This window comes from Chryseotalea sp. WA131a (assembly GCA_025370075.1).
Classification (GTDB): Bacteria; Bacteroidota; Bacteroidia; order Cytophagales; family Cyclobacteriaceae; genus ELB16-189.
Genome location: CP073016.1, coordinates 2,163,000 through 2,186,883, shown reverse-complemented (window position 1 = coordinate 2,186,883; position 23,884 = coordinate 2,163,000). Strand labels below are relative to the sequence as shown.

The following is a 23,884-nucleotide window of genomic DNA, read 5'->3' as shown; positions in this document are numbered from 1 at the left end:
CCCCGCTCGAACGCAAATACTCACGTTAGCGGTCATGCTTCAGGACAGATTAAGACTATGAGACATTGGATATACATCATCATTTTGATTGCTAGCTGTTCCAAGACAACAAGTGAAGATTCAAAGGAATTAACAGCGGACAACTTTTTTCCTTTCAACAAAGAGTCGTTTGACAGGACAAAGGTTGAAGCACCGATAGACAACAAAGAAAAATTAAAATTTGGAGAAGAGAGACCTTGGTTGACGTCCATGCATGGAGATACATATTTGTCCGACACTCATGCAATAGATATAAATGATGACGGACGATTGGACTTGATATATAGCGGACCTGGACCAGTTACTTATTATACAATTGTTTCTCTCGGAAATGGTGGTGACGATTTCTCCTTTGAAGGTTATATCGTAGACTTGCAAATCAAGAATAAGAAAGTCACCAAACTGTACTTCCTGTCGAATGTTGCATCTGGAGCACCTCCTGTTGATAGGCAGACTATAGTTGAGATATCGTATAAAGACAAGCAGCCTATTTTTAAAACAATTTTTAAAAATGAGACAATTGGAGGCATTCAATTTCCAAACCAAAGGACATCTTACGAAATTGAAACATTCGCGGACACCTTGATAGCAAGAGATGCTCCGCTGGAATTGGACACACCTTATGACTATATTATCGAAATCGAAGGGAACAGACTCGGCTTACTGACCAAAGGGACAAAAGCAATAGTGATCGGAGAGCAAACGGACTCATTAAAACATTTGTGGTTATGTGCCTTGATTTATCCGAAGCATAAAATAATTAAATACCCCTACATGAACAATCAGTTTGACTCGACAGACGGGACAACGAGGATGGTATGGATACGGGACAAAGGATTAAAGAAGACCGATTGAAGCACGACCGCTAACAATGTATTTGCGTCAAGCGGGGTTGACGCGTAATCCAACATTTTCGTATCTTTATTCCGTTCGGTGTCGGGGACACCACGCGGCTTCGGAAGCCCCGCTCGAACGCAAATACTCACGTTAGCGGCCATTTTGCGATTGACAAAATAAAGAACGACTTTAGAGGATAAATTTTAAGAAAATGGTAATTGAACGGACAAAAAAAGAGGTGATTATCAGACTTCCATCCTACATCGACACCGAGGGGCTTCAAAACCTTATTAACTACTTGAACTATAAAGAGGCGACAGATAAATCCCAAGCGAAGCAGGACGATGTTGACAAATTGGCCAAGGAAATTAAAAAAGGTTGGTGGAGCAAAAACCGCAGACGATTTATTAAGTGAAAATAATAATCGACACCAACATAATTTTTAGTGCTTTACTAAAAACACATACGACATTTGGCCAAATAATCTTCAATTCGGACGGAATATTTGAGTTTTATAGCCCTCATTATCTAAGGACTGAAATTAGAAATCATTGGGAAAAGATAAAAAAGATTTCAAAACTTACAGACCAGCAACTTGAAGAGTCGTTCGACTCACTGTTAACAAAAATCAGTTTCATTAATGAGGAAATAATTCCTCAAAAAACATGGGAGGACTCTGAAAAAATCACAGAGGGAATTGACGTTGATGACACAGACTTCATAGCATTAACAAAGCATTTGAAAGCAAAACTTTGGACTGGTGACTTAGAACTAAGAAATGGATTAAAAAGTAAAGGCTTCAAAAGTGTCTTGACAACTGCTGAGATTCTTAAGCATTGGACTAAGAAAAAGAAAGAGTAGAAAACGGCCGCTAACAATGTATTTGCGTCAAGCGGGGTTGACGCGTAATCCAAGGTTTTCGTATCTTTAATGCGTTCGGTGTCGGGGACAAGGCGTGGCTTCGGAAGCCCCGCTCGAACGCAAATACTCACGTTATAAGCCATTTTGACCAGACCGAACATGGGAAGTTGGGGAACAGCAATTCGAGACAGTGATTCGTTTGCAGACGTCTATCACGAGTTTTTTGACAAGTATAACAAAGGCAGCAAGCCTGATGATATCTCGAAAGAAATAATGTCTGACTATGCTGAGCTTTTAAACATTGAGGAAGAGAAAAATGATTTTTGGTTTGCACTTGCTTTAGCTCAATGGGAAACAAAATCACTTGATAACAATGTGCTTTTGACTGTTGAAAATATTATCGAATCAGGTGCTGATTTAATTTTATGGAAGACAAATGGTGTAACTGAGAAAGACCTACAAAAAAGAAAAATTGCCCTTGATAAATTCCTACAAAAACTAAAGTCCGACAGGCCAAGGCCAAAGACCCGTGTAAAGACAAAAGTTAAAACTGCAATATTTATGGCGGGTGACTGCTTGACTTTCAAGTTGAAAAACGGAAATTATGGAGGTGCTGTTGTAATTGAAGCGGAAACAGATGCTCAAAGTTGTTGCAATCTAATTGCAACAACTAGACTTAATCAAAGAGAAAAACCAGTCCTTGACGATTTTAGAAATGCGGAGGTACTTGTGAAATCATTTGGACGTTTTTGGTTTGAGGAGACGCAAGTTTACTGGCACATGCCTGACTTTTATTACACACTCTACCCAAATTTAAATGAACTGATAGGTAATTTAGATACTCAATTTGAATATGACAACGGTAATCCTGACGGGAGAGGTTATCTTTTTCGTCCGTCAATCACGACTGGTTGGGACTTCGCGCAGGACATGGACATGCAAATTGAACATGAGCTTTCTCAATCAAAGCCGACAAAAAAATTATACATCAAACAATTAATTAAAAACGGCTTATAACAATATATTTGCGCCAGGCGGGGTTGACGTGTGGTTCAAAGTTTTGTTATCTTTATTGCGCTTCGTGTCGGGGACAGGACGCAGTTTCAAAATCCCGCCCGATCGCAAATATTAACGTTATGGCCAATTTGCGGGACGAGTGCTACTCCATAATTTCGGTGACGACAAATTAGTAGCCGACTGACTTCTGCTCGCTAACAATTCAACGACATTCCGAGAACTTTGCTTCAAACGACTGACGGAAAATTTAAATGATCAAAGACGCCTTTTTAAACTTTTTCCTTGGTAACACTTTTGCTCGTTGACGAACCACCTCGGAAGCATTTGCAATCGGGCGACCTGTTCGCGCACGACAAGTCTTAACAACACTTTCTGGCGGACTACCAAAACTCTTGCGCTGGACGACTTGCTCGCGAGACTTCTTGGTTGACATTTTTTCTTTTGCACGGTCGACACTAAAACCCTAAGCTCGGTTGCAAACTGGCCATAACACAGGCTTGCAGAAAAGCGGGCGGACTGTGCGTTAGGAAAGTTCAGTGCGTTTCATTTATTTTATCTCGTGGGAGAAGGCGCAGGTTTTCAATTGCCCGCCTTCTGCAAGCCAAACCGTTGGCGGTCATGCCTTGGGACGAGTTAAACCTGACAATTGAGTTTCTACAAAAGAATAAACAATGGACAAAAAAGTTAACAGGAGAAATTTTATAAAAACGACAGCTTCTGTTGCAACAGGAATTGCCGGACTAAGTTTATTTCCAAACGTGGGACTTTCAAGGAATAACACTTTGGCTGACGGAATACATATCATTGGACCAAAAGACGGATTCACACCTCAAGTTGGGACTCTTTTATCAATGATGACATGGATGAGAAATGTAGTTGTTCTAGGTGTAGAGAATATGAAGAAAGAAGAGTTGGACTACTTACATGACTCGACATCAAATTCAATTGGGGCAATGTTACTCCATTTGGCAGCAACTGAAAGACAATATCAAATAAAGACTTTCGAGTGGGACATAGACTTTAAAGGTGACGGAAAAATTAATTGGGATGCAGCAATGCGTCTTGGTGACAAAGGACGGAAATATATAAAGGGATATAGTTTGGACTATTATCTCAACATTTTAAACGAGACTCGTTCAACGACAATAAATGAGTTTAAAAAGAGGGACGACAATTGGTTATCGAAAGTCGACCCTTCAGGTTTTCAAAGTATGCCGACAAACAACTACTGTAAGTGGTTTCATGTTTGTGAACATGAATCAAATCATAACGGACAGATTAAATGGATTAAGAGCAGACTTCCAGGAGCAAAACCTGGTAACGACTAAAGGCACGAACCGCCAACACTGTATTTGCGTCAAGCGGGGTTGACGCGTAATCCAACGTTTTCGTATCTTTAATGCGTTCGGTGTCGGGGACAGGACGCGGCTTCGAAAGCCCCGCTCGAACGCAAATACTCACGTTGGCAGCAAGAGCTAAAGTTCACGTATGATGATTAGACTAAAAATATTCCTGACTTTCCTGACAATTTCGACATCGACAATGTTAAAAAGTCAAGACATCAAAAATGTTGACGGACTGAATAAAAAAAATATAAAATCCATTACTTTGGTTATTGTTAGGGACGACAGGGGAAATGCAGCGCGACACGTTAGTGAAATCAAATTATCGAGTGAAAAAATTCTTGACTTTTTAGACGACATCAAAAGAACCTGGAACGATGGACTTGTTGACGTAAATGAGAAGTATATTATAGTTATTAAAACAAAAAGAAATAAAGAGCTTCGACTTGCTGGACAAAATATGATACTCGTTGACAAAGAAAATCGTAACTATTTTAAGGCAGACTTCAATTGGACGATAAAGTATTGGAACAAAGACTTGAACAACGGTGGACTCTAATCGCGCCAGCTGCCAACAATGTATTTGCGTCAAGCGGGGTTGACGTGTAATCCAACGTTTTCGTATCTTTATTCCGTTCGGTGTCGGGGACAGGACGCGGCTTCGAAAGCCCCGCTCGAACGCAAATACTAACGTTGGCAGCAACGGTGCGCCTCCGTGGAAAGTGACGACTAAAACAAATAAGTAACCGTAACGGACTTTGAATGAATAGTGATATTTTTTTTTACTTAGGACTATCAGTAATTATAATTCACGAAATGGACGCAGTTAGATGTAAAGAGTGGAGAATATTTCCAGGACTTTCATTGCTTGACGACAATTGGGGATTTAAGATATTTATGATAGCTCATGTTCCGTTATTCTACTTTCTGTTTTGGGGACTCATGGGACAAAGTGATAATTCACAACTAAAATATGGACTTGACATATTTTTTATCATTCACGTTGGACTCCATTTACTTTTCCTAAAACATAAGAAAAACGAATTTAAAGACTGGGTTTCATGGACAATAATTTTGAGCGCTGGAATATTTGGACTAATTGACATCTTGATTTAAATGTAAGTGACCAGCCGACTCGATGATAAATTGAATTCTGAATAAGAAAAATAACGGTGGACAAATTGACGAACGAAAGCACCACAGCTGCCAACAGTGTGTTTGCGTCAGGCGGGGTGGCAGTGCGTTTTGAAAGTGCCGTTCTCTTCAGTTATTTTATCACGTGGGAGAAGGCGCAGGTGTTAACTCCCCGCCCGCCCGCAAACACGGAACGTTATGCGCAAGCCCCGCGAACGCGCAGGATCTTGAGACCGCAAAACAAAATTCATCCCGCGCCTTTGCTTATTGGTTTTGTAGCTTTTCAAATTGGTTCACCATTGCGTGGGGACGGTGACGCGGTCGACAATTTCTTCACTGCGCCACGCTTCACCGCTCCGGGACAGGGACGTAGGCGCACCCGCCACGTTGGACGGTTTTTCGGCCCCTGAACAGTTTCTGGGGCTGTTCGCATAACAAAAAGTTTATGCCAGCTGCGGGTGCGGTGCGGTTATTCGGTTTGTTTTTCTTAATTTAGCTCTGCCACGTGCGACAGGGACGCGCTCTGAAGACCGCAGCCGTCACAAACTTGGCCGTTGGCAGCAAGCGTTCAAAAAAGTTTCAACTAACAAAATCAAGACGACTTGAGACAGATTAAAGAACATATTGCACTTATTTTTTTCTCATTGACAATTTTGTTGAACTCTTGTAACGACAAACCGGGACTTGACAAAAATAAAGTCGAATACATAGAAATAAGAAAGCAAGGGGACACAATCTCGTTACGTTTGACAAATGCTCAAATTGATGACCTTATTGACAACATAAATAAATCAAGATTAAAAGGACTGACTAAGTATTTACCAGAATACACACTAACAGTTCATCTCAAAAATGACAGTGTAATTTCATATGGGACTTCTAAAAACTTAATTAAGCAATCGGACGACAAAACTTATGTAATCGAAAAGGCAGAGTTTTTTAGGGCTCTTTGGTTAAAACAAGCGGGACTATCAGACAATTGGTTCGAGTACTTTCCTATTTTCATGGGTGACGATGGACTGACTGAGAAAAAAGGCACAGTGGACAGAGAATTTATTGAAAATGTAAAAAAAGTTTTAACACATTATAACCACAATTGGACAGACATAAGGGGACAGTTACTTTATGAGGGACCAATTGATAAGGAGTTGTTGTGGAATTACACAACTAAAGCAAACGACAGCGGTTGGATATCAGACCACAAATGAGGTGTGGACAAGAACGCCAGCTGCCAACAATATATTTGCGCCAGGCGGGGTTGACGTGTAGTCCAAAGTTTTGTTATCTTTATTCCGTTTGGTGTCGTGGACAGGACGCAGTTCCAAATTCCCGCCCGATCGCAAATATTTACGTTATGCGCAAGCCCCGCGAACGCGCAGGATTTTGAAACCGCAAAACAAAATTCATCCCGCGCCTTTGCTTATTTGTTTTGCAGCTTTTCAAATTGGTTCACCATTGCGTGGGGACGGTGACGCGGTCAACAATTTCTTCACCGCGCCACGCTTCACCGCTCCGGGACAGGGACGGAGGCGCACCCGCCACGTTGGACGGCTTTTCGCCCCCTGAACAGTTTCTGGGGCTGTTCGCATAACAAAAAGTTTATGCCAGCTGCGGGTGCGGTGCGGTTATTCGGTTTGTTTTTCTTAATTTAGCTCTGCCACGTGCGACAGGGACGCGCTCCGAAGACCGCAGCCGTCACAAACTTAGCCGTTATGCGCAAGCCCCGCGAACGCGCAGGATCTTGAAACCGCAAAATGAAATTCATCCCGCGCCTTTGCTTATTTCTTTTGCAGCTTTTCAAATTGGTTCACCATTGCGTGGAGACGGTGACGCGGTCGGCAATTTCTTCACCACGCCACGCTTTACCGCTCCGGGACAGGGACGTAGGCGCACCCGCCACGTTGGACGGTTTTTCGGCCCCTGAACAGTTTCTGGGGCTGTTCGCATAACAAAAAGTTTATGCCAGCTGCGGGTGCGGTGCGGTTATTCGGTTTGTTTTTCTTAATTTAGCTCTGCCACGTGCGACAGGGACGCGCTCTGAAGACCGCAGCCGTCATAAACTTGGCCGTTATGCGCAAGCCCCGCGAACGCGCAGGATTTTGAAACCGCAAAATGAAATTCATCCCGCGCCTTTGCTTATTGGTTTTGCAGCTTTTCAAATTGGTTCAGCATTGCGTGGGGACGGTGACGCGGTCGACAATTTCTTCACCGCGCCACGCCACGCCTCACCGCTCCGGGACAGGGACGCAGGCGCACCCGCCACGTTGGACGGTTTTTCGGTCCCTGAACAGTTTCTGGGGCTGTTCGCATAACAAAAAGTTTATGCCAGCTGCGGGGTCGGTGCGGTTATTCGGTTTGTTTTTCTTAATTTAGCTCTGCCATGTGCGACAGGGACGCGCTCCGAAATCCGCAGCCGTCACAAACTTGGCCGGTTATGCGCAAGCCCCGCGAACGCGCAGGATTTTGAATCTGCAAGATAAAATTCATCCCGCGCCTTTGCTTACTTGTTTTGCAGCTTTTCAAATTGGTTCACCATTGCGTGGGGACGGTGATGCGGTCGGCAATTTCTTCACCACGCCACGCTTCACCGCTGCTGGACAGGGACGTAGGCGCACCCGCCACGTTGGACGGTTTTTCGGCCCCTGAACAGTTTCTGGGGCTGTTCGCATAACAAAAAGTTTATGCCAGCTGCGGGTGCGGTGCGGTTATTCGGTTTGTTTTTCTTAATTTAGCTCGGCCACGTGCGACAGGGACGCGCTCCGAAGACCGCAGCCGTCATAAACTTAGCCGTTATGCGCAAGCCCCGCGAACGCGCAGGATTTTGAGACCGCAAAGCAAAATTCATCCCGCGCCTTTGCTTATTGGTTTTGCAGCTTTTCAAATTGGTTCAGCATTGCGTGGGGACGGTGCCGCGGTCGACAATTTCTTCACCGCGCCACGCTTCACCGCTCCGGGACAGTGACGTAGGCGCACCCGCCACGTTGGACGGTTTTTCGGTCCCTGAACAGTTTCTGGGGCTGTTCGCATAACAAAAAGTTTATGCCAGCTGCGGGTGCGGTGCGGTTATTCGGTTTGTTTTCCTTAATTTAGCTCTGCCACGTGCGACAGGGACGCGCTCCGAAAACCGCAGCCGTCACAAACTTAGCCGTTGGCGGCAAGTTTTATTTGACAGATATGAGATTATTACTAGGACTGATAGCAGTATTGATTTGTTCGACTTGTAACGGACAAGATTTAACAAAACCCTCAAAGAAGGATTTAAAAAAGATTGACAATCTATTTAAGGACTTCGATAAAAAGGATTCTCCGGGTTATGCAATAGGAATATCTAAAGGAGCTGAGACTTTATACTCAAAAGGATATGGCTCGGCAAATCTCGACTACTCGATACCCATTTCAACCAACTCCTCCTTTGACATAGCTTCTGTCTCCAAACAATTTACTTCTGCCTGTATTGCTTTGCTAATAATGGACGGCAAATTGAATTTGGAGACTCCTGTAGAGGACTATGTACCAGAACTGGCTAAGTATGCTGACACAATTAGAATAAAACATCTCATTTATAACACGAGTGGAATCGTAGATTATCCAAGATTACCTCGTCCAGACGGTCATTCATGGATTACATTCAACTACTTCGACATAGACTATTGTATAAGCGTGTCATTATCGAGAGACACCCTTGCATTCAAACCAGGTGTCAAGTGGGACTATTGCAACGTAAACTTTATGCTGCTAACGAAAGTGGTTGAGAAAGTAAGTGGACAATCCTTCAGAGACTTCTCACGAAAACGACTTTTCGAGCCATTAGGAATGAATAATACTCTTATTAATGATGACATTACAGAGGTTATTAAAAATAGGATAACGCCATATAATAAAAGAACACAAGAATATGTTCAAGCATATCGTTCAATGGGCATAAATGTTAAAGACGAAGGAAATTGGATACAACATTTACGAACATCACCACATTATGGAGGCAGCGGAGTGGTTACAACCATTGACGACTTACTTAAATGGAGTGAGAACTTTTGTGACAAAGAAATTTGGAGGACAAGAATTTTATGATCTCATGCATAAGACAATAAAATTTAGTCATGACAGAGACAATCAAGCCTTTGGTTTATATTTTGACAAATTTAAAGGGCGGACTTCTGTTTCGTGGGACGGAGGAGATTTTGGAATTAGCTCTCAACTATTACGATTCCCAGACAAGGGAATTGCAATAATTGTACTTTCAAACTTAGGTTCAGGGGAGGCTTATAGAAAGGCAAATGAAATTGCTGATATTCTAATTGAGATTGGAGTATTATAAAACCAGCCGCCAACAAAATGTTTCTTCAATGGTGCGGTGACGTGTACCCCAAAGTTTATATCTTCATCCAACGTTTTGTGTCGGGGACAGGACGCGGCTTCGGAAGCGCACCACTGAAGAAACACAAACGTTATGCGCAAGCCCCGCGAGCAGGATTTTGAAACCGCAAAATGAAATTCATCCCGCGCCTTTGCTTATTTCTTTTGCAGCTTTTCAAATTGGTTCACCATTGCGTGGGGACGGTGACGCGGTCGGCAATTTCTTCACCGCGCCACGCTTCACCGCTCCGGGACAGGGACGCAGGCGCACCCGCCACGTTGGACGGTTTTTCGGTCTCTGAACAGTTTCTGGGGCTGTTCGCATAACAAAAAGTTTATGCCAGCTGCGGGTGCGGTGCGGTTATTCGGTTTGTTTTACTTAATTTAGCTCTGCCACGTGCGACAGGGAAGCGCTCCGAAGACCGCAGCCGTCACAAACTTGGCCGTTGGTAGCAATGCGACACGACAACCCGCTAAAATTAAATGTAGCAAATGATGTTAGATCAAATGACTAACTATTTACTTGTTCCAGGACTTGGCAATTCGGGACCTGAACATTGGCAGACATACTTTCAGAATTCAGGTGACAACTTTTTTAGAATTGAACAACAAGAGTGGGACGCACCAACTTGTAAAGAATGGATTGAAACAATTGACAAGAAAGTTCTAGAGTTTGACTTTTCAACTGTTGTGCTTATCGGACACAGTTTAGGTTGCTCCTCCATTGCTCATTGGGCGACAAAATTTAAACGAAAAATTAAAGGTGCATTACTTGTTGCGCCAAGCGACCTTGAAGCCCCACAGTACACTTTTCCTTCGACTGGCTTTACTCCAATACCAATTGACAAAATAGATTTTAAGACTGTTGTTGTTGCTAGTGCAGACGACATTTGGGTTTCGTTAGACAGAGCTAAGTTTTTTGCAGACAATTGGGGAAGCGAATTTATCAATATCGGCAACGCTGGACATATTAACGTGGCTTCTGGACACACAAATTGGGACGAAGGAATGAGTATATTAAAAAGACTCGGCTGACAAAATGCACTGCTACCAACAAAATGTTTCTTCAATGGTGCGGTGAGGTGTAATCCAAAGTTTATATCTTCGTTCAACGTTTGGTGTCGGGGACAGGGCGCGGCTTCGGAAGCGCACCACTGAAGAAACACAAACGTTATGGGCAACTTGTTTTGTTCTCGTGGGACTTTAGCTCGTTGACAGTTTTTCGTTTGACGTTTAAGTGTGCACTCCGTTGACAGGGGAAGACAGCACGTTGTTGAGCGTTTGACGCAGGACAACATCGGGACGAACTTCGTGGAACATGACGTAGGACAGCAGCCCATAACATTAAGTTTGCGCCAGGCGGGGCTGACGTGTGGCTTGTAAGTTTCGTGGTTATTTGGTTTATTTATCACGTGGGAGATGACGCAGGTGTCAACTTCCCGCCCTGACGCAAACTTTAGCGTTAGCGGCAAGTTTAGCGGACACTCAACCACAATCGGTTAGACAACGGACAGACTGATAAACATGAAATATTACAACATATCAGACTCGACAGGCAAAGAAACAGGAAGAGCATATCCACAACTTCATTGTCTGACACAAGAATATGCCCATTCAATGTCGCCATGGGAATTTCCTGGCTTTACACCAAAACTGCATTTTGAGTTGGTGAAAACAGCTAAGTTGACGGATGTTCTGTCCCAAGCATCAATAAGCGCAAGCGGGCTTCTAGTAAATAATAAGGTTAGAGAAATATTAAGCCAATTTAAACTGATGAGACATAAGTTTTATGAGGCAAGCATCATATTACCAAAGACAAGAGAGACATTAAATTACTATTGGTTACACCTTTGTCAGCCAGAACTCACCTTGTATCTTGACTATGACAAATCAATTTTTTGTGAAACAGAATGGACATTCAGAAAAGAAGTAATAGAACTCAATTCCTATGAACACTACAAAGAACTGAAATCAAAAGATATACAAGCAAAGTTCGGAGTTAAGGTGGATGAAATATTCGTAACAGAAAAATTCGACAAGGACTTAGACATTTTTACTTTTTTACCATTTTCAAAGCCAAAAATTGTTTCATCTACGATTAAAGACGCTTTTGATAAAAACAAAGTGACAGGAGTAGAGTATGAAGAAGCTCGAGAAATTAAGTTTTAGAAAACCAGCCGCTAACAAAATGTTTGCGCAATGGTGGGGTGACGTGTAAGCTATAAGTGTTATCTTCGTTCAACGTTTGCCCACGCGGACAGTGGCGGCTTCGAAAGCCCACCACTGCGCAAACACAAACGTTAGCACCAACCATGAGAACGACAATGACCGAAGAGAAAATATATATTCAATTACTTGACGGCTCGACCTCTTTTGTTCCTGTTAATGCAACAAAGCTTTCGGACAATCAGTATGAAATTCTTGACGATAAAGAATTTACTGAATATGTTGACTTTCTTTATGTTCACGAATTCTACCCTAGTGACATTGTCGAATTAGGACAACATAGATTTAATGACGGCTCGACAGGTTTAGTTGCGAAAAAACTAATTTCTGCGGGAAAATGGCCTGACCGAAAGTTAAACGAGTTTAAATTTAAAGGTGTGTTGGGAGAAATATCCATTGACAAGCAATCCGCTGACAAATACAGTGACGAGATAAACAAAATCATCAGACAAAAATCAGCGGGACAATTTATTTATCCCGTGCTGCTTGAGACTATTGACAAATTGGTTACAGTGACAAAAAAATAGTTGGCTGGTGCTAACACTGTGCTTATGCAATAGCGGGGTGACGTATTGACTTTACGTTTTGTTTTCATAACTTCGTTTTGCTTGTGGGACAGGGCGCAGTTTCAAAATCCCGCTACTGGCATAAGCACAAATCGTTGGCTGCAAGCGCGGGACAGACCCAGACGCGCATTGGCACATTTGCTTGCCCCGCAAACCCACGCGACACCAAAGCAAGCAAATAAGCCAACCTTTGCAACCGCACGACACAATAGTTCTAAAAGCTTATTTTTGTTTGCGTACTGTTTGGTGCTCTTCTAATCTCCTTGACTTCTAAGATTTCATAAGTCTTTGAAATCACATCATTGTTTTCATCATGCTTGACAGTTGTTCTAACTCTGCATACTAAGGCATCTTGAGGATTGATAATAATTTCTTGACCTTGTTGATATTTATTCAGCCAGTCTTGATGAAGTATAGATGCTTCAATGTTTTGTTCCCCGTGCTTAAAGCTCCATTTTGTGTTTCCTAAAAAGTCAGGCTTTCTTACTTTCAATATCATTGTTGAATCTGACTGTAATTCTTCTTCTGTAATCAAGTCTTCAAGTGACTCTACATCAATCTTTAATTCTAAATTGAAACTTGTTTTGTTTTCATTATCCTCATAAAAAACAGTATCTCCTTCGACTAAAGGCTTCGTTGCTTCACTTATATTTTTAATATTTTCAATAATGGACTTTTTTGTAGGCTGGACATAAGTTGGTAGTTCATTTACTCTTGTTGTTTTTGCAGCTTCTTTTAATTGTAAATCTATTATTTCAACATCCCCAGATGTTATCTGTGCTTTCTTTTCAAGGACATTTAGCAATATGTATCTACCTTGATTTAGATAATGACCTACAGCTTTTTTCCAATCCAATTCTTTTAATGCTTCTTCGGGTATTCCTCGCAACTTATTTGCTAACCAAGCCCTTAACGACCCAATTTCAATATCTTCAAGCAAAATTGTTGTTTCAATCTTGTTGTCTAGATGCTTTACAAGGGAATCATCAAAAACTTCAAAGGCCTTAATGAGGTTGGACATAGTTTCAAAAACTCTAGACGGCTTGCGTGAGTTTTTGACGTAGTCAATCGTAATGCTAAAGTCGGACTTCGGAATATTGACTTTCTTATTCATTAGACAAATTTACAAAATGGTAACCATTCCGCACACATGCCCAATCCGCTCGACACCACGCACGACCAAAGCTTGGGCATAAGTGCTTAGTTTCGTGTGACATCGCGCCAGCAGCCAACACCATGCTTATGCAATAGCGGGGTGACGTGTTGTTATTTAGTTTTGTTTTCATAATTTCGTTTCGTTTTGTGGGACAGGGCGTAGTTTCAAAATCCCGCTACTGACATAAGCATTTGCACGTTATGCGAAAGCCCCGCGAACGCGCAGGATTTTGAAACCGCAAAACAAAATTCATCCCGCGCCTTTGCTTATTTCTTTTGCAGCTTTTCAAATTGGTTCACCATTGCGTGGGGACGGTGACGCGGTCGACAATTTCTTCACCGCGCCACGCTTCACCGCTCCGGGACAGGGACGTAGGCGCACCCGGCACGTTGGACGGTTTTTCGGCCCCTGAAAAGTTTCTGGGGCTGTTCGCATAACAAAAAGTTTATGCCAGCTGCGGGTGCGGTACGGTTATTCGGTTTGTTTTTCTTAATTTAGCTCGGCCACGTGCGACAGGGACGCGCTCCGAAGACCGCAGCCGTCACAAACTTGGCCGTTATGGGCAACTTGTTTTGTTCTCGTGGGACTTTAGCTCGTTGACAGTTTTTCGTTTGACGTTTAAGTGTGCACTCCGTTGACAGGGGAAAACAGCACGTTGTTGAGCGTTTGACGCCTGACGACATCGGGACGCACTTCGTGGAGCGTGACGTAGGACAGCAGCCCATAACAATAAGTTTGCGCCAGGCGGGGCGGACGTGTGGCTTGCAAAGTTGGTGGTTATTTAGTTTTTTTATCACGTGGGAGATGACGCAGGTGTTAACTTCCCGCCCTGACGCAAACTTTAGCGTTATGCGCAAGCCCCGCGGACTCGCAGGATTTTGAAACCGCAAAACAAAATTCATCCCGCGCCTTTGCTTATTTGTTTTGCAGCTTTTCAAATTGGTTCACCATTGCGTGGGGACGGTGACGCGGTTGGCAATTTCTTCACCGCGCCACGCTTCACCGCTCCGGGACAGGGACGCAGGCGCACCCGCCACGTTGGACGGTTTTTCGGCCCCTGAACAGTTTCTGGGGCTGTTCGCATAACAAAAAGTTTATGCCAGCTGCGGGTGCGGTGCGGTTATTCGGTTTGTTTTTCTTAATTTAGCCCTGCCACGTGTGACAGGGACGCGCTCCGAAGACCGCAGCCGTCACAAACTTAGCCGTTGGCTGAAATTGCTCGACCACAATAGAGAAATATGAGACTTGGACTGTTAGTTATTTTTGCATTACTTTTTGCCTGTGTGCAAACAAAGCAAAATGACAGTAGCGCAACAAATTGTTTGCCCGACAGCTTATTTGCTGCGATCAATCTTCGAGAATCAATTAGTCTCAACGACATATCAAGAGAAAACAGCGGACGAAGATTTTACTACAAATCTAAACAACTCAAGGAAATGGACAGCTTACAAATTGTCAAATTGCTATTTCCATTTCTCGGGGACTATTACAAACCAAGTTATTGGATTGCTGGCTTAGTTTCGAAACAAGAAAAAATTGGCGACCTACAACCAATAATTGTAAGAGTTGAGGGATTTGAATATATGACTCTTTGGTATCTCCTCTTGGACGACAATTGCAATTTGAAAGATGAATTCAATATTGAGGAGTGTGGCTATGATGCAAGCTGGGGAGAAAATCCAATAGGTATGTATTGCAAAAAAGTTAGAAGAAGTAAATTCGATAAAGGAGTTATTGACACCTATGAAATAAAGGAGATCGATTTTAAAGACAATTTGATTACCATTGACTCGTTGACCTATCATACAATCATCAATTCAGACAACAAATTTGTTACAAAACGGAAGGACAGCATTAGGATAACTAGGCCATGGACGGAGTAGCAACTTCAGCCAACAATATGTTTGCGCCAGGCGGGGTTGACGTGTAGTTCAAAGTTTTGTTATCTTTATTTCGTTTGGTGCTAGGGACAGGACGCAGTTTCAAACTCCCGCCCGATCGCAAATATTTACGTTGGGCGTCATGCATAAATGAGATGAGAGCAAGAATAATAAGTGAAGTATATTGGGTGCTTGGGACAGTAATTTTGACAGGAGCTATTGGACTATGGATTTTCGGTGACCAAATACTTGACTCGACACCTGTTGACATCCAACTTCACGACACCTATTACGTTTTTCCTAAAACCATCTTGCTGACAGTGATTTTTATTGGCCTGTTGACTACGACATATTTAACGAGAGGAATCTATTTCAAACTGAATAACAAAATCATAAATGGAATCCTGACTATTTTACTTTTAATAATCCTCTTGGGACAGATTATGTATCTGGACTGGGTGAATGGACTTGAGAGTCAGTTGAGAGTTTTGTATTCGAGAGAAATGGACAAAGGAATTCAGGCTAACGCTTTATCCGGCTTTAAAGTAACTAAGGGGACACTGTGGTCTTTAATAATAATTACCGGGACAATCTTGGCGACAACTGGATACAAGACATTTAGAACAAAAAGAGCGGACTAATGCACGAACGCCCAACAATATATTTGCGCCAGGCGGGGTTGACGTGTAATTCAAAGTTTTGTTATCTTTATTTCATTCGGTGCTGGGGACAAGGCGCAGTTTCAAATCCCCGCCCGATCGCAAATATTTACGTTATGGGCAACTTGTTTTGTTCTCGTGGGACTTTAGCCAGTTGACAATTTTTCGTTTGACGTTTACGTGGGCACTCCGTTGACCGGGGAAGACAGCACGTTGTTGAGCGTTTGACGCATGACTACATCGGGACGCACTTCGTGGAGCGTGACGTAGGACAGCAGCCCATAACATTAAGTTTGCGCCAGGCGGGGCGGACGTGTGGCTTGCAAAGTTGGTGGTTATTTAGTTCTTTTATCACGTGGGAGATGACGCAGGTGTTTACCTCCCGCCCTGACGCAAACTTTAGCGTTGTGCGCCATAGTTTCCGGACTACTTAGACATGAGCTATAAAGATTTACAAAAGGACGACAGAATTTTAGAAATTGTAAAATACCTTTTTGACAAATTTGGTGACGACTGTTTTAAAATCAGAGACTATTGGGACGCAGACTTATGTGCAATAGGACTTTCTGACAACTCGGAAAAGTACCTTTTCTATATTTCGACTTAAAACAAACAAGAGGACCATTACTTTATCTCGTTAGAGAATACGACCTCGGGAGACGACTTCCCATACGAATCGGTCGGGGACTTTGACGAAGTAAAACTGAACGAACTTGAACGACTTTTTAAACAACATTTGAGAATATAAACTACGGACGCACAACAATGTATTTGCGTCAAGCGGGGTTGACGCGTAATCCAAGGTTTTCGTATCTTTATTGCGTTCGGTGTCGGGGACAGCGCGTGGCTTCGGAAGCCCCGCTCGACCGCAAATACTCACGTTGTGTGTAATACCCGCCCGACAAAGTAGAGTTTCATTGCGCACAGTCAGGCACATTTGCATTGCCACACATCCGACACTCAAACCAAAGCAATGCAAAAGAGCCTGCCTCTCCCACCCGCGACTTCCCGACAAAACCGGGGACTGAAAAGCAAGGCGAGAGAAATCAATTTCGGTTCGCGGACAAATTTCAGTTTGGCTGACAGTGAAAGAAAAGAAAACTCAAGACTAAATTCAAAAACATGTCCGCAGACAATTTACCACGGTGGACAAATTTCTAGCCCGCTGACAACTCATAAATTTTGAAGAGTAAAAACAGAATTTACATTTCGTTTACATTTTTTTACGAGCGATTTACTAAGTTAGAAACAAAAGAGTTGTAGCTTTATTGGCTTTAATCTTTGAGCTGACACTTAAAAAAAAATAGGACATGCTTAAGAACTATATCACCATTGCCATCCGCAACATTCGTAAGCGAAAGTTTTTTGCCGGCATCAATATATTAGGTATGACTGCCGGCATAACGGCTTGTTTACTCATTGCCTTGTATGTGATTGATGAATTTAGTTACGATCGTTTTCACGCGAATGCCGATCGGATGTACCAAGTTGGGCTGCACGAGAAGTTTGGCGAGCGAGATGTGAGGAGGACATCTGTTTGCCCACCCTTAGCAGATGCGATGATGGCAGAAATACCTGAAGTGGAGTCCACCGTGAGGATGAGTCCTTGGTTGAAACTAGACATACATTATCAGGAAAAGTCAACCACCGAGTATAAAGTGTTTTTTACGGAAAGCAACTTTTTTGAATTCTTCTCCTTTAAACTCATTTCTGGGAATGCCAGAACCGCCTTGAAAGAGCCTAACTCAATTGTGCTTACCGAGAAGACAGCGCGCAAATTATTCGGTGATGAAAACCCACTTGAAAAAATAGTCATCATCGGTGAGGGTGAATACAAGGCGACCTATAAAGTGACTGGTGTAGCAGCCGATTGCCCTAGCAACTCACATTTTAGTTTTGACGTATTGGTTTCGGCTGACGGGCCGGATAATTACTTCAAATTAAACGCGTGGCTTAACAGTGGTGTATACACTTACTTTCTGTTGCAGAAAAACACGCCCGTTTCTGAGGTCGAGAAAAAATTTGAAAACATAGTGACTAAATATGTAACCCCTGAACTGCAGAAATTTTTAGGCAACAGCTTGGATCAGGTTCGTAAGTCTGGGGGAATCTATAGTTTCTACGCTACAAAAATCACTGATATCCATTTGAGGTCAACTTCGCAGTTTGATATAGAGCCCAGTGGGAACATGATGTACATTTACATCTTTGGCGGCATAGGCATTTTTATCGTAGCTATCGCCTGCATCAATTTCATGAACATGTCCACTGCGCAATCTGCCGGTCGCGCAAAGGAAGTCGGCTTGCGCAAAACCTTGGGCTCGCTTCGCAGCCAGATGATCTGGCAATTTCTTGCTGAGTCGATGCTCTACAGTTTGGTGGCTGTTGCCTTGGCCATAATGCTTTGCTACTTTTTGCTGCCTGCTTTCAATATACTTTCTGGAAAAGACTTGTCGATGATCCATTTACTGGATATTAAATTTATGTTGGGGGCTGGAATTATGTTGTTGATTGTTGGTTTGCTTGCAGGAAGCTATCCAGCATTTTACCTTACCTCATTTAGTCCAGTTGAAGTGCTGAAGGGGAAAGTTACCTCAGGGCTCAAGAGCAAAGGCATCCGTAGCACGTTGGTAGTGTTTCAATTTGCTATTTCTATTTTCCTCATCATCTTCACTTTGGTTGTTTATGCTCAAATCAATTTCATGCAACAACAACAAATGGGCATGGACAAGAAAAATGTGTTGGTGATTGAAGCTGGTGATCGACTTGGCAAAAATGGGGAGGCCTTTCGCAATGCAATTGCTCAGCAATCGGGAGTATCAAAAGTCAGTTTTACCGTCAACAAATTTCCAGGAGTTTACAGCCCTGGTGTGATGCGCTCTGCCAGATCATCTGGAGATCATTTTGTTGGAGTTTATCGAGCCGATTTTGACTTTCAAGATGTGATGAAGTTTGAGATGAAGGATGGCCGTTATTTTTCAAAGGACTTTCTGGCTGATTCTACCGCGGTGGTTATCAACGAAGCAGCCGCAAAGGAATTTGGATTTGATAAGGCAGAAGGGCAAGAGATTCTTCATAGTCCAAATGGTTCCTTCGTTCCAGCGCACGTTATCGGCATTATGAAAGATTTTAATTTTGAAAGCTACCACGACAAAGTGCGACCGTTAGCTATTTTTCCATGGCCTTTCTCTGCGGCAAACATGATGGTGCGCTACGAAGGCAATGCCCAAACATTGATAGACAACACCTCAAAACTCTGGAAGCAATATGCCGGCTCCGAACCATTCGAGTATTCTTTCATGGATGAAAATTTTGACAAACTTTTTCGTTCGGAGCTTCGGATGGGTCAAGTGTTGAGCGTATTCTCAGGCTTGGCCATTTTCATTGCTTGCCTTGGTTTGTTCGCGCTTGCCGCATTCACGGCAGAACAGCGCACCAAAGAGATCGGCATACGTAAAATACTGGGCGCATCGGTGGGCTCGCTTTCAATGATGCTGACGAAAGAATTTATTGTGCTCGTGGTTATTGCGTTTATACCTTCGGCTGTGCTAAGTTGGTGGGCATCGTCTCAGTGGTTGAATGAATTCGCTTACCGTGTGAACATTAATCAATTTATTTTTGTCGGTGCTGGTGTATCTGCCATCGCAATCGCTTGGCTTACGGTTGGATATCAGTCAATCAAAGCTGCAAGAGCTAATCCCGTGGACTCATTGAGACATGAATAATCCAACCGCACACTTGCCCAAGCCACACGTGCTGACACGCATCCAAAGCTTGTGCAAGAGTGCTCAGTGCGGAGCATGGCGGGTACTACACACAACAAAATGTTTCTGCAATGGTGCCGTGACGAGTTGGTTTAAAGTTCTATCTTCGTTCAACGTTTTCGTTTCGTGGGACAGGACGCGGCTTCGGAAAGGCACCACTGCAGAAACACAAACGTTGGCAGTAATAGGGCCCGGACAATTTGGTCATCTAACGGGCGACATTCTACTAACAAAGATTTCCCACGTGGACAATTGAACGACTTCGGGACAACTTGGACTTTTAAAAAACATAACGGGGGCAGTAAAAATTAAAACAGCCGACCCTTCGCATTTCTTTGAAGAGTTCCCATCGATTACCCCGTGCATTTGGCACATGCCATAGCCACACAAACCCACCGCGACACCAAAGCTATAGCAAGAGCCAAATCCCCAGCGCACAGCAGATAACGGTCGAATGATTGTAATTACTCATTTCTTAAATGCTCTACAGGGTTAATAATAACGACTTTCAATACGTGATAGCTTACGGATAATAAAACTAAACTAGTTGTTATGATTAAAGGCCAAAGAACAAACCATGAATCAATATCAATTCTAAGTGGAAAGTCATTGAGCCAATCCTGAACTAAAAAGTAGCTGATGGGCAATGAAACTATAAAAGCCACACCTGCAAGTTTGAGAAAATAGCCGAACAAGATAAAAGATACGTCCTCAACCTTAGCTCCATGGACTTTTCGTATGGCTATTTCCTTCGTTCTTTTTCTTATCGTTGTGGACGCTAAACTGAAGAAACCCACACCGGCCATCAAAATTGCCAGTACGGATAATACATTTACAAATTTTGAAAACTGCTCCTCACCACTGTACTGTTTATTATAATTTAGCTCCACGTCAATAACTCCAAACCCTACATCTAAGCCCCTACCTGAATTAGCTTCTGTTAAATTTTCTTTTAAGACTTTTCGAACTAATTCTTCTGTAGACTTCAAATTACCCTCTCTGATACTGCTCGTCTTTATTGAGATTCTGGCTACGCCACCTGAATGTTTGAGCGGTATAAATAGCATAGGCAGAACCTCTCGTTTCTTGGAAGCATGATAGTAATCCTTAACAACTCCAGCCACGGTAAAATTGACAGACCTGCGCGCATAATCAACTGTAACCACTTTCCCGACAATGTTTTTAAAATTGAGTTTGTCTAATTTTCGCGCCAGTGACTCATTGATCAATATCGTATTTTCATCAGCAGCGCGATACTCCGAGAATGCTCTACCAGCTATTATGTCGATTCCGTAAATATTGAAATAATCTGATGTGGCAATTTCCATATTGCAGCTTTGGGTATTTTCCATGGGTTCGTCTGTCACTCGAACGGAACTAACAATCAAATCTTCTCCAGGTACTGTGCGTGAAAAAGAAACATTTTCAATGGAGGCATCTTTCTCCAAATCGTCTTTTAATTTCTGAAAGTGAATTTCATTTCTTCGGTAGGCTAAGGGACTTATCTCCACTGCAATCACTCCTTTGTCAGTAAAACCCAAATCACCTTCTTTCATAAACTTTAATTGTCTTAATACGACAAGCGCTCCGGATATAAGAATGAACGAAATCATGAATTGCACAAAAGCCATGTTTCTGACAAAACTGGTGTTTATATTATTCGTCAAAGAAGTCTTATGTATAGATCGTGACCGGATGTTATAAGCGAAGAATAAAGCGGGCAGTACGCCAGAAAGAATAAGTGCCAGGGAAAATAGTATCGCCAGCATGGAGTAATGTACAGAGTTGGTCCATTCGATCCCTACAAATGACGAACTAAAGGTATCATCCCAATTAATAAAACCGATCAGAAACAATATCGCTACTACGAATCCAAATAAATTGAGAACAAGGGATTCAGTGATGTGTTGCACGATAGAATGGCGGGAAGACGCGCCATGAATCTTTCGTATAAATGCCTCCTTCGCCCTGGATGCGTTCAGGGTGGTCGTGATGTTAATATAGTTAAAGCAAGTAATGGCAAGGATCATGATGGCGATGGCCAGCAGAATATAGACATCCTCCATCTTTCCATTTATTTCCAGTTCATCCGACAAGTGTGATTCGAGATGAATACTCGATAAGGGTTGAGCTTTCGCTTTGAATGTATAGTCGCCTTCGGTTTGTGAGTCAGCTAGCTGGGAGTATTCTTTACTAAAACTTTCCAGTTTTTCATTAAATGATTTAGCATCGCCTTTCAATTTAATATACGTGTACATGTAAGAGACATTCCAATCGTTAGATTCTCTGACGGGTGGAATCAGAACGATATCAAATTTCATGTGAGTATTGGCAGGTAAATTTCTGAATACCCCCTTTATCGTATAAAGACTTGAGTAGATCTTCATTGTATTTCCAATGGGATTGCCATCATCAAAAAATTTAGCTGCAGTTCTCTCGGATATAAAAACATCGTTGGGACTCACGACCTCCGTACTGCCAACCATCATGTCGTGCGGGAAAACTTTAAAGTAATTGACATCCGCAGCGATGATATGCTTTTCTAAATAGATCTCATCTCCAACGGAAACAACGTCATTCGCGCGGTCGTCTATGGTAGTGAACTCCTGCACCTCAGGATATTTAGCTTTCAATTCAAAGCCCAAAGGAACAAAAGTATGAGCTGTAGAATTCTGGTAAATGCCACTATAATAATTGTCGAGGGTAATTCTATAAATGCTTTCATAGCCATTGTAAAATTTATCATAGCTCGTATCGTACGTTATACGTTGCGCGAGAATAAGACAGGTTGCAATCCCCAATCCATAACTTAAGATGTTTATGACTGCAGTATTCCAATGTTTTCTTAAATGTCTGAAAAGCGTAATCAAATAATCAAAAATCATAACATTGAAATTTAAAAAGATTATTAATGTCACTAAGTTAAGGTTTATCAAGAGTAAATTCAAAACTTAATCTGGACTCGCCAACAAAACCGACAGGTGGCCAAGTAGTCAAAAATTTACTGAGTCGACTTTCAAACAAAGGACAAAATACCTATCATTGACTATTGACACAGAAGTTTCCTATAAGAAACCAAAAGTGTTAGCTACGAAGTCGCACACACATTGCCAGGCCGCGCTTGCAACCCACATCCAAGCCAGGCAAAGAGTGTGCTCAGTGCAGTGTAAGTTGAGAAAGTAGTCATTGAGAAATGCCCCACCGCACGACTGAATTATAAAGAGAGGTGTAACATTAACGGTTGACGAAAGACAAGGCTACGAATGAAGTGAGGAGAAGGGCCCTACTACTGCCAACAAAAGGTTTGCGCAATTGCCGGGATCGGTGTCCTCATTACTTTCATTTTCTTTATTTACATTGTGTCGCGGGACAGGTCGCAACTGGTCGGGCTTAACATTCCGCTTCGCTCCATTGTTAAGCCCTCTTATTCCGGCAACTTCGCAAACCCAAACGTTGTGTGTAATGCCGCGTGACAGTTAAGTCCTTTCGAAAAAGAGGTGAAAATTTTGTAAATTGTGGAGTGAAAAAATTGAAAATTAACCACCTCGACTTTGTTATAGATAAGCTGACAAATTCGATTGAAAACGTAAAAACAGGCGACAGCTTTAAAACTGACGTTTCCTTACTGACAAGAGACGAAATAAAGGGAATAACCAAGAAAAATGGGTGGTTATTTGACTGGAAATCAGAGCTTAAGGCTCCTGAAAAAGAGGTTTATAAACTGACCATTTCAGGAAGTACTAATATCCAAGGACTGATTAGCATAACCTTCAGAGACGACCATGTATACATGCACTTAATTGAAAGTGCACCATTCAATAAAGGAAAGGACAAAGCATACTTAGGTGTTCCAGGGAATCTAGTTGCTTTTGCTTGTCGAATCTCCTACCAAAGAGGTGGTGGTGGATACCTTTCGTTTAACTCTAAAACTCAATTAATCGAGCATTATATAAAATCATTAGGTGCCGTCCATTTTGGAGGTTCTCTAATGGTTATTACACCTGAGACTTCATTAAGACTTATTGATAAATACTTTAACGACTGAC

At 42.5% G+C, this 23,884-nt stretch carries 19 protein-coding genes; 17 read left to right on the top strand and 2 right to left on the bottom strand.

Annotation, left to right across the window (positions count from 1 at the left end; translation table 11 throughout):
• The first annotated feature begins 57 nt into the window (after nt 1-57).
• The 13 genes from KA713_09825 (at nt 58) to KA713_09765 (ending at nt 12,340) form a co-directional block, all read left to right on the top strand.
• Nucleotides 58-894: a hypothetical protein gene (locus KA713_09825; protein UXE68844.1), complete on the top strand. Its 837-nt coding sequence runs from the start codon at nt 58-60 to the stop codon at nt 892-894.
• 193 nt (nt 895-1,087) lie between these two features.
• Nucleotides 1,088-1,291 (top strand): hypothetical protein, encoded by a 204-nt coding sequence (locus KA713_09820; GenBank protein ID UXE68843.1) that lies wholly within the window; start codon nt 1,088-1,090, stop codon nt 1,289-1,291.
• The gene (locus tag KA713_09815) at nt 1,288-1,737 is read left to right on the top strand and encodes a hypothetical protein (GenBank protein UXE68842.1); all 450 of its coding nucleotides are present in this window, start codon (nt 1,288-1,290) and stop codon (nt 1,735-1,737) included. Before KA713_09820 ends, KA713_09815 begins: the two co-directional genes overlap by 4 nt.
• A 159-nt stretch (nt 1,738-1,896) precedes the next feature.
• Complete coding sequence (locus KA713_09810) at nt 1,897-2,754, top strand: hypothetical protein (protein UXE68841.1); 858 nt, start codon at nt 1,897-1,899, stop codon at nt 2,752-2,754.
• 671 nt (nt 2,755-3,425) lie between these two features.
• A complete protein-coding gene (locus KA713_09805; GenBank protein UXE68840.1) occupies nt 3,426-4,082 on the top strand; it encodes a DUF664 domain-containing protein in 657 nt (218 codons plus the stop codon).
• 214 nt (nt 4,083-4,296) lie between these two features.
• The gene (locus KA713_09800; protein ID UXE68839.1) at nt 4,297-4,656 is read left to right on the top strand and encodes a hypothetical protein; all 360 of its coding nucleotides are present in this window, start codon (nt 4,297-4,299) and stop codon (nt 4,654-4,656) included.
• 1,177 nt (nt 4,657-5,833) lie between these two features.
• A complete protein-coding gene (locus KA713_09795) occupies nt 5,834-6,439 on the top strand; it encodes a hypothetical protein (protein UXE68838.1) in 606 nt (201 codons plus the stop codon).
• An 891-nt stretch (nt 6,440-7,330) separates the two neighbouring features.
• Complete coding sequence (locus tag KA713_09790; GenBank protein UXE68837.1) at nt 7,331-7,543, top strand: hypothetical protein; 213 nt, start codon at nt 7,331-7,333, stop codon at nt 7,541-7,543.
• Nucleotides 7,544-8,405: 862 nt separating this feature from the next.
• Nucleotides 8,406-9,302, top strand: coding sequence for a serine hydrolase (locus KA713_09785; GenBank protein UXE68836.1), 897 nt, complete (start codon nt 8,406-8,408; stop codon nt 9,300-9,302).
• A complete protein-coding gene (locus KA713_09780; protein UXE68835.1) occupies nt 9,268-9,549 on the top strand; it encodes a hypothetical protein in 282 nt (93 codons plus the stop codon). The genes KA713_09785 and KA713_09780 overlap by 35 nt, the downstream gene beginning before the upstream one ends.
• A 545-nt stretch (nt 9,550-10,094) precedes the next feature.
• Nucleotides 10,095-10,622, top strand: coding sequence for a serine hydrolase family protein (locus tag KA713_09775; GenBank protein ID UXE69092.1), 528 nt, complete (start codon nt 10,095-10,097; stop codon nt 10,620-10,622).
• Nucleotides 10,623-11,111: 489 nt separating this feature from the next.
• Nucleotides 11,112-11,756 (top strand): hypothetical protein, encoded by a 645-nt coding sequence (locus KA713_09770; protein ID UXE68834.1) that lies wholly within the window; start codon nt 11,112-11,114, stop codon nt 11,754-11,756.
• A gap of 155 nt (nt 11,757-11,911) precedes the next feature.
• Nucleotides 11,912-12,340, top strand: coding sequence for a hypothetical protein (locus KA713_09765; GenBank protein ID UXE68833.1), 429 nt, complete (start codon nt 11,912-11,914; stop codon nt 12,338-12,340).
• Between the two features lie 253 nt (nt 12,341-12,593).
• Here KA713_09765 and KA713_09760 read toward each other — a convergent pair whose 3' ends face one another.
• Nucleotides 12,594-13,400, bottom strand: a complete 807-nt coding sequence (locus KA713_09760; GenBank protein ID UXE68832.1) for a hypothetical protein — start codon at nt 13,398-13,400, stop codon at nt 12,594-12,596.
• Between the two features lie 1,373 nt (nt 13,401-14,773).
• Here KA713_09760 and KA713_09755 point away from each other — a divergent pair.
• From KA713_09755 to KA713_09745, 3 genes are all read left to right on the top strand, one after another.
• Nucleotides 14,774-15,418, top strand: coding sequence for a hypothetical protein (locus tag KA713_09755; protein ID UXE68831.1), 645 nt, complete (start codon nt 14,774-14,776; stop codon nt 15,416-15,418).
• A gap of 152 nt (nt 15,419-15,570) precedes the next feature.
• Entirely contained in the window at nt 15,571-16,056 is a 486-nt protein-coding gene (locus tag KA713_09750; GenBank protein ID UXE68830.1) for a hypothetical protein, read from the top strand.
• A 1,328-nt stretch (nt 16,057-17,384) separates the two neighbouring features.
• A complete protein-coding gene (locus KA713_09745; GenBank protein ID UXE68829.1) occupies nt 17,385-19,799 on the top strand; it encodes an ABC transporter permease in 2,415 nt (804 codons plus the stop codon).
• Between the two features lie 503 nt (nt 19,800-20,302).
• Here KA713_09745 and KA713_09740 read toward each other — a convergent pair.
• A complete protein-coding gene (locus tag KA713_09740; protein UXE68828.1) occupies nt 20,303-22,756 on the bottom strand; it encodes an ABC transporter permease in 2,454 nt (817 codons plus the stop codon).
• Between the two features lie 602 nt (nt 22,757-23,358).
• On the opposite strand from KA713_09740, the gene KA713_09735 reads away from it, so the two are divergent.
• Nucleotides 23,359-23,883, top strand: a complete 525-nt coding sequence (locus KA713_09735) for a hypothetical protein (GenBank protein ID UXE68827.1) — start codon at nt 23,359-23,361, stop codon at nt 23,881-23,883.
• Nucleotide 23,884 lies beyond the last annotated feature (1 nt).